The following is an 11,519-nucleotide window of genomic DNA, read 5'->3' on the forward strand; positions in this document are numbered from 1 at the left end:
TAGTTGCGTGTAAGCTGCGCGCCAACCCGCCCCACCGGATGTTTGCGCATGCGCGTTTCCGCTCGCCTTGTCGTGTCAGGCCTTGCCCTTTGCCTGGCGCTGCTCACCACCGCCTGCCACAAACAAGACCGCAGCGAGCAAGCCCCGTCTGCGCAAGCGGTCAGCGTGGTGCCGGCACAACTGCAAACCCTGTCGCGCAGCGTGCCGGCCTCGGGACCGGTGGCGGCGTGGGAAGAGATGCAGCTGGGGGTGGAACTGTCCGGCCTGCGCGTCACCGCGCTGCATGTGGACGTGGGCCAGCAGGTGCGCAAGGGCGAACTGCTGCTGGAACTGGACCATCGCAGCCTGGACAGCGATCTGGCGCAGGCCACCGCCGCGCTGCGGCAGGCCGAAGCCGGGGCCGAGTTGGCGCGTTCGAAATACACCCGCGGGCAATCGTTGGTGGACGGGCATTACATCAGCGCAATGGCACTGGATGAACTGCGCGCCGCACGTACCCAAGCCGAGGCCCAGTTGGGCACTGCCCGTGCGGTGCGCGATGCCGCCGCGCTGCGTCGCAGCTATGCCGAGCTGCGTGCCCCCGATGCCGGCCTGATTTCCAAGCGGTTGGTGCAACCCGGGCAAGTGGTGGGTGCCGGTAGCGAGCTGCTGCGGCTGATCCGCCAAGGCCGGTTGGAATGGCGCGCCGATCTGCCCGAAGCGCAATTGGCGCAGGTGCAGGTTGGGCAAAACGTGATTCTGGACGGCAGCGGCGTGCAAGGCCGCGTGCGCGCCGTCACACCCGGCGTGGACAGCAACAGCCGCACCGGCACCGCCTATGTGGATTTGCCGCAGCCCAAACATGTGCAGCCGGGCACCTATGTGCAGGGCAGGATCCTGATCGGGCAGGGCACGGCGCTGGTGGTTCCGGCCAATGCCGTGCTGCGCCGCGATGGCCATGCCTACGTGTTTGTGGTGCGCGATGGCAAACACGCCACGCGTGTCCGTGTTGAACCGGGCAGTCTCGAAGGCGGCAGGGTCGAAATCCGCAGCGGGCTGAAGGCCGGCGCGCAGGTGGTCAGCACCGGTGCCGGCTTCCTGTCCGACGGCGACCTGATCCGCATCGTCGCGGCCAGCGGCAGCGCCCCATGAGCGGCGGTGGCACCCTTTCCACCTGGGGCATCCGCAACCCGGTGCCGGCGATCATGCTGTTCTTCGTGCTGTGCGTGGCCGGCTTCTGGGGCTTTCAGCAACTGCCGGTGGCACGCTTCCCCGACATCAGTTTTCCGATGGTGACGGTGGTCATCACCCAGCCCGGCGCGTCGCCGCAGCAGTTGGAAACCGAAGTGACGCGCAAGGTGGAAGACGCGGTGGCCACGCTCAACCACGTCAAGCGCGTGTTTTCCACGGTGGTGGATGGGCAGTCCACCACGGTGATCGAATTTCGCATCGACGCCAACCTGCTGGAAGCGTTGAACGATGCCAAGGATGCCGTCACGCGCATCCGCATGGACCTGCCGCAGGACATCCAGGAGCCGGTGATTTCGAAAGTGGAAATCGTCGGCTCGCTGCTGACTTATGCGGTGGATGCGCCGTCGATGCCGCCCGATGAAGTGTCGTGGTTCGTCGATCGCTATGTGGCGCGCACCTTGTATGGCGTCAATGGGGTGGCGGCCGTCACCCGCATTGGCGGCGTGGACCGGCAGATTCGGGTGGATCTCAACCCGCAAGCCCTGCTCGCACAGGGCATCACCGCCGGTGCGGTGAACCAGCAATTGGCGGCGATGCAGGTCGATCGCCCGGGCGGCAAGACCGAGCAAGACGGCGGCCAGCAGAGCGTGCGCACGCTCAATACCGTAGCCGATGCGCAGGCCTTGCGCGACTTCACGATTGCCCTGCCCAATGGCCAACACGCACGGCTGGACGCGCTGGCCACCGTGCACGATGGCAACGCCGATCCCACCCAGATGGCTTTACTCAATGGCAAGCCAGTGGTGGGGTTTTCACTGGCGCGCTCACGTGGCGCAGATGAGTTGAAGGTGCGCGATGCCGTGCGCGCCGCGCTGGCCGAACTTTCCAAGCAACACCCCGGCGTGGCGTTCCGGCAAGTGACCGACATGTCCGAGGAAACCCAGCGCTCATATACATCTTCGATGACCATGCTGTGGGAAGGCGCGCTGTTGGCGCTGGCGGTGGTGTTCTGGTTCCTGCGCGATTGGCGCGCCACCTGGGTGTCGGCCATTGCGCTGCCACTGTCCATCATTCCCACCTTCGCCGTGATTGCGTGGCTGGGCTTCAGCCTCAACATGATCACCTTGCTGGCGCTGAGTGTGGTGATCGGGTTGTTGGTGGACGATGCGATCGTCGAAATCGAAAACATCGTGCGCCATCTGGGCATGGGCAAGCGACCGCTGGACGCCGCGCGCGATGCCGCCGATGAAATCGGCACCGCCGTGATTGCCACCTCCATCACCTTGGCCGCGGTGTTTGTGCCGGTGGCCTTCATGCCTGGCGTGTCCGGCAAATTCTTCCGCGAATTTGGCTGGACCGCCGCCACCGCGGTGCTGTTCTCGCTGCTGGTGGCGCGCTTGCTGACGCCCATGATGGCGGCGCATTTGCTCAAGCCAAAACCGCACGCAGAAGAAGGCGGCGCGTTGATGCGCCGCTATCTGGCGTGGGTGGACAAGGCGCTGCACAACCGCTGGAAAACACTCGGGATTGCGGGTGCATTGTTTGTGGCATCCCTGGCGCTGATTCCACTGATCCCCACCACCTTCATCCCGGTGTCCGATCAGGGCCGCAGCATGCTGTCGCTGGAGCTGGCACCCGGGGTGCGCATCGAAGACACCCAGCGCATGACCGAGCAGGCGCGCCACCTATTGCAGCCGATGCCCGAACTCAAACAAGTGTTCACCCAAATTGGTTCGGTGCCCAATCTGGGCGACCCCAGCAAAAGCGGCCTGCCGGATTTGCGGCGCGCGGTACTGACCCTGGAATGGGGCGCATCGAATACACGCTCGCGCAGCCAGCGCACGCTGGAAGCCGAGGTGCGCAATCGGCTGGCCAATCTGCCCGGCGTGCGCCTGAGCTTCATGAGTAATGAGCCCGGCGAGCTGATGCAATTGGTGCTGGCCGGTGACGATGCCGATGCGCTGTACGCGGCGGCGGCGAACGTGGAGCGCGAACTGCGCACGCTTCCCGGGCTGGGCAGCGTGTCCTCGTCGGCCTCGCTGCTGCGCCCGGAAGTGCAGATCCTCCCGGATTCGGCACGCGCCGCCGAACTGGGTGTGTCCACCACCGCGATTGCCGAAGCCGCACGCATCGCCACCAGTGGCGACTACGTGCAGCGGATGGCCAAACTCAACCTGGCCGACCGTCAGGTTCCCATCCGCGTGGGCTTTGATCAGGCCACACTGGCGCAGCCGGATTTACTGGGCCAATTGCGCGTCCCGGGCGCGCGCGGGCCGGTGCCACTGGCGGCGGTGGCCACCCTTCGTGATGGTAGTGGGCCGTCGGTGATCAGCCGCTACAAGCGCCAGCGCAACATCACCCTGACCACCGAACTCAATGGCCGCCCGCTGGGCGATGTGATGGCGAAGCTGCAACAACTGCCGTCGGTGAAAGCGCTGCCGCCAGGGGTGTCGATCATCAACACCGGCGATGCGGAAATCTTCGTCGAACTGTTTACCGGCTTCATGCTGGCGATGGTGGCCGGGATCGTCTGCATCTACATGGTGCTGCTGTTGCTGTTCCGTCACCCGATGCAGCCGCTGACCATTTTGAGCGCCATACCGCTGTGCGCGGCCGGTGCATTTGGTGCGCTGCTGATCACCCGCAACATGCTGTCGCTGCCGGCCTTGATTGGCTTGCTGATGCTGATCGGCATCGCCAGCAAGAATTCCATCCTGCTGGTGGACTACGCGGTGATGGCCGAAGACCAACATGGCCTGCCCCGGCATGCCGCGCTGATCGACGCCTGCCACAAGCGCGCACGGCCGGTGATCATGACCACCATTGCAATGGGCGCCGGCATGCTGCCACTGGCGCTGGGCTTCGCCGGCGAATCCAGCATGCGCGCACCAATGGCGTGGGCGGTGATTGGTGGGCTTGTCACCTCCACCGCACTCAGCCTGCTGGTGGTCCCCGCCGCCTACACCGTGCTCGACGATGCCGGCTCCTGGGTTGCGCGGCGCTTCAAGGGCAAGCCTGCGGCGGCTTAACTGCGCAGGCCCACCCCTTTCTTCAACAAGGTCAGCGCAATCGCAGCCAGCACCAGCACGAAGCCCAACATCAAGGCATAGGCTATCCACAGCGGCACATCGCTTTGCCCCAGCAGGCCATAGCGAAAGGCGTTGACCATGTAGAAAATCGGGTTGGCGTGGGTGGCGGCCTGTGCCCACGGCGGCAGCAGGCTGATCGAATAAAACACGCCGCCCAAATAGGTCAGTGGGGTCAAAATGAAAGTGGGCACGATCGCCACATCATCAAACTTCTTGGCGAACACGGCGTTGATAAACCCTGCCAACGAAAAGATCGTGGCACCCAGCAACACCGCACTCAGCGTCACCAGTGGATGCGGGATATGCACGCGGGTGAACAACATCGCGATGCACAACACAATTGCGCCCACCAGCACCCCACGCAGCACCGCGCCGGTCACATAGCCGGTCAGGATGACCCAATTGGGCATCGGGCTGACCAGCAGTTCTTCCACATAGCGACCGAACTTGGAGCTGAAAAACGACGACGACACATTGCCGTAGCTGTTCTGGATCACGCTCATCATCACCAGCCCCGGCACGATGAATTGCATGTAATCCATGCCACCCATCTTGCCCACGCGTGAGCCAATCAGCCCACCGAAGATCAAGAAATACAGCGTCATGGTGATGGCGGGCGGAATCAGGGTTTGTGTCCAGATGCGCAAGATCCGCATCACTTCGCGCCGCGCAATGGTGGCAAGCGCGACCAGGTTTGCATTGGTGTTCATGCGGCCTCCTTGCCGGTCAGGCGAACAAACAATTCTTCCAGCCGGTTGCTCTTGGTACGCATCGAGCGCACCCGAATGCCGGCGGCCTCGAAGGCGGCAAACACGCGATTCAAATCCATCGCTCGCGGCATGTCCAACTCCAGCGTATGCACATCGCTGGCCAGCAGCACGGCACCGTCGATCTGCGGCAATACCGATGGCAGCCCGCCTTCGATATCGAACACGAAACCTTCCACGTCAAGCTTGGCCAGCAGCGACTTCATCGGCCCCTGCTCCACGATGCGACCGTGGTCGATGATGGCCAGATTGCGGCACAGGCTCTCGGCTTCTTCCAGATAATGCGTGGTCAGAATGATCGTGGTGCCCGCGGCATTGATGTCCTTCAGCGTCTTCCACATGCCACGGCGGATTTCGATATCCACGCCGGCGGTGGGCTCATCCAGAATCAATAACTTCGGCTGGGTCATCATCGCCCGCGCGATCATCAGCCGCCGCTTCATGCCGCCCGACAACGAACGGCTCACTTTGTCCGCCTTGTCCCACAGCTGCGCCTCTTTCAACACGTGTTCGGCACGCGCCAACGCTTGCTCGCGTGGGATGCCGTAGAAACCCGCGTAATTCACGCAGATATCCAGTGGCTTCTCGAACATGTTGAAGTTGAACTCCTGCGGCACCAGCCCCACCTGCCGCATCGCTGCACTGCGCTGGCGCTCCACATCCACGCCAAACACCGCAACACTGCCGCCGCTTTTGTTGACCAGCGAGCTGACAATCCCGATCAGGGTGGACTTGCCCGCGCCATTGGGGCCCAGCAATGCAAAAAAATCACCAGGCGCAACGTCCAAGCTGACGCCGTGCAAGGCTTGCACGCCGTTGTCGTAGGTTTTGCGCAAATCGCACACGCGCAGCGCGGGGGCTGCAAGTTCAGCACTCATGTTCAACACTCATGGATGACCTCAGGCGCTCAGAGCCGCGCAGGAAGCCGGTAGTATAGGCAGCCTTGTGGCACCACCCTTGCCACGCTGTGTTGCAACGCCGTGGCCATTGTCCATTTCCCGATCAAACTCACTGCCCGCCGCATGATTGCGCCCAGCGTGGCGCATCTGTCTTTCCTGCGCGATGACGACCAAACACTGCCGTGCATCCCCGGGCAGTTCATCCAGATCCATTTCCACCATGCCGATGGCAGCACGGCCAAGCGCAGCTATTCCATCGCCATTGGGCGATCACCCGATGCCGCGCCCGACGCGCAAGTGGATATCGCGGTCAGCTATGTGCCCGGCGGCGCCGCTACCGCTTTGTTTGAAGCATTGGACATCGGCGCCACGCTGGAGGCCAGCGGCCCGTTTGGACGCTTCTGCCTGTACCCCAACGATGCCAATCAGCGCTACCTGCTGATTGGCACCGGCACCGGCATCACCCCGTACCGCGCCATGCTGCCGCAGCTTGAACAGCAAATGGCGCAGCGCGGCGTGCAGGTGGTGCTGCTGCAAGGCGCACGCACGCCAGCGGAATTGCTGTACGGCGATGAATTCCGCGCGTTTGCCAATGCGCACCCCCATTTCCGCTACATCCCGTGTTTGTCGCGCGAACTGCCCGCCACCGATTCCCCGCATGCGCACGCCGATGTGCGCCACGGCTATGTGCAAAACGTGCTAACCGAACTCCTGCCTGACCCGGCCAGCGACATCGCCTATCTGTGCGGTAACCCGAATATGGTGGATACCAATTTCGAAGCGCTCAAAGCGATTGGCTTGCCCATCCCGATGATTCGCCGCGAGAAGTACGTCAGCAACAAATGACTGCCGCATGCTTCGGGCAGGGGTGGGTTTCGACGCGAATGTCCCCCGGCCGCTGGCGCGGCCTCCGCCTTGATTTCGCATCGAAACCCACCCCTGCCCGAAGCATGCCCTTGCCGTGCAATGCTGTAAAGGGTACTTGACAAGCCATTTTTGATGCGTGCATCATCTTGTCAAGCAAGCTTGACAAGTCACGGCGTACCACATGAAAACCCAACACCCCACGAAAGCCTCCGGAATCAGCTTCCTCAGTATCGGGATCGCGTTTATGGCGGTTGCCGCCAGCGGCCAATCCGCCTTCTTGGGGGTAGGCATGGCCTTCATCGGGCTGGGGATCGCGTTCATCGCCAAAGCACGCAAGGACAAACAGCCGTGACCCTGCGCCGCTGGATCTGGGGCTTCGTGCTGATCGGGCTGGGTTCGTTTGCCCTGGCCGGGGCCGGCAAGTGGCTGTTGCAATGGCCGCAGAACGCCGTCAGCACCTGGCTCGGGATCGGCACCGGTTATCTGGCCGGTTCCGCGCTGATGCTGCTGTTGCCGCGCTGGTGGCGCGAGCATTGCGACGAGATGTACGCGCAGCCGGCCGGCAAACGCTATATCCGCGCGCTGCTGCCGATCATGGGGTTCTATTCACTGGCCCTGTTTGCTTCGATCTGGGTGATCAAGCAGGGCATCGCATCGATCCCGCTGCGCGCCGTCATCGCCGTATCGCCGGCACTGGCCATCCTGATGCTGATGTGGGCGGCCCTGCGCTACCTGCGCGAGATCGACGAACTGCAACGGCGGATCGAAACCGAAGCCATCGGCATCGCCAGCCTGCTGGTCTCGGTGCTGTATTTCGCCGGCGGCCTGCTGGACAAAGCCAAAGTGCTGCACTTTGATGCCGCGATGGCGATGATCTGGGTGTTCCCGCTGCTGATGCTGTGCTACGGCGCCGCCAAATTTTTTGTCACCAAGCGCTATCTATGAACAACCGGCTGCGCGAATTGCGTGAGGCCCACGGCTGGTCGCAGGGTGAACTTGCGACACAGCTGGAGGTCTCGCGACAAACCATCAACGCGCTGGAAACCGGCAAGTACGACCCTTCTTTGCCACTGGCGTTTCGCATCGCCCGCTTGTTTTCACTGCATATCGAAGATGTGTTTCTGCCTGATGCAGGCTGACGCCAGTTCCTTTCCAACCACAACCATCCAACGAGGTTGTTTCCGATGAATTCCCGCAAGACTCGACTTGTTCTGGCCATCGTCGCGGCTGTCGCCGTGTTCGGCTACAAGACGCTACACCACACCCCCGATACGGACTCCGGCAAGACCATTGCCAGCAAGCAAAGCACCGCACCGGTTGCGCCCATCAAGCCCACGCTATTGGGCACGCTGGCATTTACGCCCTGCAGCTTGAGCTCAAAGTTCAGCAAAGACGCCCTGGAAGCCCAGTGCACGCGCCTTGAAGTGCCCGAAGATCGCGGCCAACCCAATGGCCGCAAGATCGCGCTGAATATCGCGTGGGTACCTGCTTCGGAGAATGGCTCTGCCTCGCCCGATCCGGTGTTCTTCATCGCAGGCGGCCCCGGGCAGTCAGCAGTGGACTCCTATCCCGGGCTGGATCCGGTGTTCAAGGAAGTGCGCAAGCACCGCAACGTGATCTTGGTCGATCAACGCGGCACCGGCAAATCCAATGTGTTGTCATGTGCAGCCGACGATGACGACGGCAGCACCGGCACCCCCACGCCCGAGGTGATGCAAGCCAAGGCGCTGGCCTGCGTAGACACCTTGTCGAAGAAAGCCGACCTGCGCCACTACACCACCACCGATGCGATTACCGATCTGGATGCGGTGCGGCAGGCCATCGGTGCCAAGCAGATCAACCTGGTGGGCGTGAGCTATGGCACCCGCGTAGCGCAGCAATATGCGATGCGCTACCCGGCGGCCACACGCAGCATCGTGCTGGATTCGGTGGTACCCAATACGCTGGGGCTGGGCAATATCTTCGCCCGCAATCTGGATGATGCGCTGGCCCTGCAATTCGGGGTGTGCAGCAAGAATCCTGCGTGCAAAACCGCCTTGGGCGACCCGCGTGCCGAACTCGACACGTTGCTGGCCAAACTGCGCGCCGCGCCGCCCACCGTCAGTTATCGCGATGCCAGCAGCGGTGAATGGAAGCAGGACGTGCTGCATGCCGACAGCGTGGCCGGCATGGTGCGCATGTATGCCTACATGCCACTGGCAAGTTCACTGCTGCCCAAGCTCATCCACGAAGCCAATGGCGGCCACTACGAAGGCTTGCTGGCGCTGATCAAGATGATGTCCGGCGAGATGAAAGACGCGATGGCGATGGGCATGCAGCTGTCGGTGGTGTGCAGCGAAGACGCGGCCAGCATGGTGGCGCGTGAGGAAGACAGCCACACCTTGCTTGGCAACACCATGTCGGAAGGGATGGCTGCGATGTGCAAGATCTGGCCCAAAGGCACTCCGCCGACGGATTTCCACAAGGCGCTTGCCACCCAAGTGCCGGCGCTGGTGTTGGAGGGTGAGTTTGATCCCGTCACCCCGCCGCGCTACGGCAGCGAGGTGGTGAAGACCCTTCCCAATAGCCGCCTGTTTGTACTCAAAGGCCAGGGCCATAACGTGATTGGCGCCGGCTGCATGCCGAAACTGTTTGCGCAGTTCATCGAACAAGCCGATGGCAAACACCTGGACGCCAGCTGCCTGGACACGTTGGCCTATGCACAGCCCTTTACCAGCTTCAACGGCGCCGCGCCGTAAGCGCCCCTACCTTCAAGGAACAACGCAATGATCGTTGCAGAACATCTTCGCAAAACTTTCCCCGGCAAGGGCAAGGACAAGCAGCGCGTGATCGCCGTGGATGACGTCGGCTTCACCGCACACGACGGCCAGATCACCGGCTTGCTGGGCCCCAATGGTGCCGGCAAAACCACCACCTTGCGCATGCTCTATACCCTGATGACACCGGAAACCGGCCGCGTGCTGGTGGATGGCATTGATGTGGCCGCCGATGCCGAGCGCGTGCGCCGCAGCCTGGGCGTGCTACCGGATGCACGCGGCGTGTACAAGCGTCTGACCGCACGCGAGAACATCGACTACTTCGGCCAACTGCACGGCATGTCCGCGCAGGCGATTGCCCAGCGCACCCAAAAACTGGCCGCCGCGTTGCAAATGGAAGACTTCCTCGACCGCAGCACCGAGGGCTTTTCACAAGGCCAGCGCACCAAGACCGCAATCGCCCGTGCGCTGGTGCATGACCCCAAAAACGTCATTTTGGATGAGCCCACCAATGGCCTCGATGTGATGACCACGCGTGGCCTGCGCAGCTTTTTGAAAGAGCTGCGCGGCGAAGGCCGCTGCGTGATTTTTTCCAGCCACATCATGCAAGAGGTGGCCGCGCTGTGTGACCGCATCGTAATCATCGCGCACGGCAAGGTGACCGCGCAGGGCACCCCCGATGAGCTGCGTGCGATGACCGGCGAAGACAATCTGGAAGACGCATTCGTGACTTTGATCGGCAGCGAAGAGGGCCTGCACGCATGAACCAGCAACATTTTTTCAGCACGTTATTCACGGTGATGCGCAAGGAATGGCGTGACTTCGTGCGCGATCGCCGCACCTTCCTGTTGACCTTGCTGGTCGCGCCCTTGCTGTATCCGGTGCTGTTTCTCGGGATCGGCAAGCTCACCCAAATGCGGGCCGAAACCCAACTGGAAAAAAACCTGGATCTGCCCGTGGTGGGCATTGAACGTGCGCCGAATTTGATCACGTTCCTGGCCAGCTACGGCATCGACACTCATGCCGCGCCGGCCGACATCGACGCCCGCGTGCGGGCCCAACAGGAAGATCTGGCGCTGGCGATTGACGCCGATTTCGACAAGGACTGGGCGGCGGGCAAGCCAGCCAAAATCGACATCATCACCGACTCCACCCGCCGCAATGGCGATGTCAAAGTGGCGCGGGTCACCAAGGTGCTGGAAGGCTACGGCAACAGCATTGGCGCGATGCGGCTGCTGATCCGCGGCATCAACCCGGCCATCGCCACGCCCCTGCGCGTGGGCACCCGCGACATGGCCACTCAGGAAGCCAAGAACAGCCAGTTCATGAGCGTGCTGCTACCGATGATCCTGACCATTTTCGCTTTCATCGGCGGCGCACACTTGGCGATGGATACCACCGCCGGCGAACGTGAGCGGCAATCCCTTGAGCCACTGCTGGCCACACCGGCATCACGTGCAGCATTGGTCGGCGGCAAGATGCTGGCGGCGGTATCCTTGGGCCTGCTGTCGATGCTGCTGATCCTGGTGTCCTTCAAAACGTCGGCATCACTGGCCAGCGGCGGCATCGGCAGTCAGATGGATGTGAGCTTCGCGGCGATGGGCAAACTGCTGCTGACCTTGCTGCCGCTGGTATTGATCGGCACCGCCTTGATCACCACCTTGGCCGCTGGTGCCAAGAGCATGAAGGAAGCGCAAAGCCACATCATGTGGCTGATGATGCTGCCGATGCTGCCGGCCTATGGCTTGATGGCCTACCCGCTGAAAGACACCGCACTGTGGCAGTACGCGGTGCCGTTTTTGTCGCAAAACCAGTTGATCCAGAAGATCACCCGTGGCGAAGCCGCATCGCTGCAGCAATGGGGCCTGTACTTGGCCAGCTCGCTGGCATTGGCCACGATCTTGTGGGCACTGGCCGTGTGGCGCTACAAGCAGGAAAAGTTGGCGATCTCGGCCTGACCTGACGCGGGAT

The 11,519-nt window shown here is 62.5% G+C and carries 11 protein-coding genes; 9 read left to right on the forward strand and 2 right to left on the reverse strand.

Annotation, left to right across the window (positions count from 1 at the left end):
* The first annotated feature begins 48 nt into the window (after nucleotides 1–48).
* A complete protein-coding gene (locus tag QWB57_RS09020) occupies nucleotides 49–1,131 on the forward strand; it encodes an efflux RND transporter periplasmic adaptor subunit (RefSeq protein WP_288969212.1) in 1,083 nt (360 codons plus the stop codon).
* Nucleotides 1,128–4,199 carry an efflux RND transporter permease subunit gene (locus tag QWB57_RS09025; RefSeq protein ID WP_288969214.1) on the forward strand — a complete coding sequence of 1,024 codons (3,072 nt, stop codon included), beginning with the start codon at nucleotides 1,128–1,130 and terminating at the stop codon, nucleotides 4,197–4,199. The genes QWB57_RS09020 and QWB57_RS09025 overlap by 4 nt, the downstream gene beginning before the upstream one ends.
* Here QWB57_RS09025 and QWB57_RS09030 read toward each other — a convergent pair.
* Nucleotides 4,196–4,969: an ABC transporter permease gene (locus tag QWB57_RS09030; RefSeq protein WP_288969215.1), complete on the reverse strand. Its 774-nt coding sequence runs from the start codon at nucleotides 4,967–4,969 to the stop codon at nucleotides 4,196–4,198. The two genes, QWB57_RS09025 and QWB57_RS09030, sit on opposite strands and share 4 nt — an antisense overlap.
* The gene (locus QWB57_RS09035) at nucleotides 4,966–5,904 is read right to left on the reverse strand and encodes an ABC transporter ATP-binding protein (protein ID WP_288969217.1); all 939 of its coding nucleotides are present in this window, start codon (nucleotides 5,902–5,904) and stop codon (nucleotides 4,966–4,968) included. Before QWB57_RS09035 ends, QWB57_RS09030 begins: the two co-directional genes overlap by 4 nt.
* A 102-nt stretch (nucleotides 5,905–6,006) precedes the next feature.
* On the opposite strand from QWB57_RS09035, the gene QWB57_RS09040 reads away from it, so the two are divergent.
* The 7 genes from QWB57_RS09040 (at nucleotide 6,007) to QWB57_RS09070 (ending at nucleotide 11,506) form a co-directional block, all read left to right on the forward strand.
* Nucleotides 6,007–6,771, forward strand: a complete 765-nt coding sequence (locus QWB57_RS09040) for an FAD-binding oxidoreductase (RefSeq protein ID WP_288969219.1) — start codon at nucleotides 6,007–6,009, stop codon at nucleotides 6,769–6,771.
* A 202-nt stretch (nucleotides 6,772–6,973) separates the two neighbouring features.
* Nucleotides 6,974–7,144 (forward strand): hypothetical protein, encoded by a 171-nt coding sequence (locus QWB57_RS09045; protein ID WP_223628954.1) that lies wholly within the window; start codon nucleotides 6,974–6,976, stop codon nucleotides 7,142–7,144.
* Nucleotides 7,141–7,737, forward strand: coding sequence for a hypothetical protein (locus QWB57_RS09050; protein WP_223628951.1), 597 nt, complete (start codon nucleotides 7,141–7,143; stop codon nucleotides 7,735–7,737). Before QWB57_RS09045 ends, QWB57_RS09050 begins: the two co-directional genes overlap by 4 nt.
* Complete coding sequence (locus QWB57_RS09055; RefSeq protein ID WP_223628949.1) at nucleotides 7,734–7,931, forward strand: helix-turn-helix transcriptional regulator; 198 nt, start codon at nucleotides 7,734–7,736, stop codon at nucleotides 7,929–7,931. The genes QWB57_RS09050 and QWB57_RS09055 overlap by 4 nt, the downstream gene beginning before the upstream one ends.
* Nucleotides 7,932–7,976: 45 nt before the next feature.
* Nucleotides 7,977–9,530, forward strand: coding sequence for an alpha/beta fold hydrolase (locus QWB57_RS09060; protein ID WP_288969221.1), 1,554 nt, complete (start codon nucleotides 7,977–7,979; stop codon nucleotides 9,528–9,530).
* 27 nt (nucleotides 9,531–9,557) lie between these two features.
* The gene (locus tag QWB57_RS09065) at nucleotides 9,558–10,313 is read left to right on the forward strand and encodes an ATP-binding cassette domain-containing protein (protein ID WP_223628945.1); all 756 of its coding nucleotides are present in this window, start codon (nucleotides 9,558–9,560) and stop codon (nucleotides 10,311–10,313) included.
* A complete protein-coding gene (locus tag QWB57_RS09070) occupies nucleotides 10,310–11,506 on the forward strand; it encodes an ABC transporter permease (RefSeq protein ID WP_288969222.1) in 1,197 nt (398 codons plus the stop codon). Before QWB57_RS09065 ends, QWB57_RS09070 begins: the two co-directional genes overlap by 4 nt.
* The last annotated feature ends 13 nt before the right edge of the window (nucleotides 11,507–11,519 follow it).

Origin of the sequence: uncultured Thermomonas sp., from assembly GCF_937872235.1 — a bacterium.
In the GTDB taxonomy this organism is placed as follows: domain Bacteria; phylum Pseudomonadota; class Gammaproteobacteria; order Xanthomonadales; family Xanthomonadaceae; genus Thermomonas; species Thermomonas beijingensis.

Excerpts from the sequence above, each read along its gene's own strand:
- QWB57_RS09020 (WP_288969212.1), top strand. The coding sequence starts at position 49 with ATGCGCGTTTCCGCTCGCCTTGTCGTGTCAGGCCTTGCCCTTTGCCTG.
- QWB57_RS09030 (WP_288969215.1), bottom strand. The coding sequence starts at position 4,969 with ATGAACACCAATGCAAACCTGGTCGCGCTTGCCACCATTGCGCGGCGC.
- QWB57_RS09035 (WP_288969217.1), bottom strand. The coding sequence starts at position 5,904 with ATGAGTGCTGAACTTGCAGCCCCCGCGCTGCGCGTGTGCGATTTGCGC.
- QWB57_RS09055 (WP_223628949.1), top strand. The coding sequence starts at position 7,734 with ATGAACAACCGGCTGCGCGAATTGCGTGAGGCCCACGGCTGGTCGCAG.
- QWB57_RS09045 (WP_223628954.1), top strand. The coding sequence starts at position 6,974 with ATGAAAACCCAACACCCCACGAAAGCCTCCGGAATCAGCTTCCTCAGT.
- QWB57_RS09070 (WP_288969222.1), top strand. The coding sequence starts at position 10,310 with ATGAACCAGCAACATTTTTTCAGCACGTTATTCACGGTGATGCGCAAG.
- QWB57_RS09060 (WP_288969221.1), top strand. The coding sequence starts at position 7,977 with ATGAATTCCCGCAAGACTCGACTTGTTCTGGCCATCGTCGCGGCTGTC.
- QWB57_RS09065 (WP_223628945.1), top strand. The coding sequence starts at position 9,558 with ATGATCGTTGCAGAACATCTTCGCAAAACTTTCCCCGGCAAGGGCAAG.
- QWB57_RS09025 (WP_288969214.1), top strand. The coding sequence starts at position 1,128 with ATGAGCGGCGGTGGCACCCTTTCCACCTGGGGCATCCGCAACCCGGTG.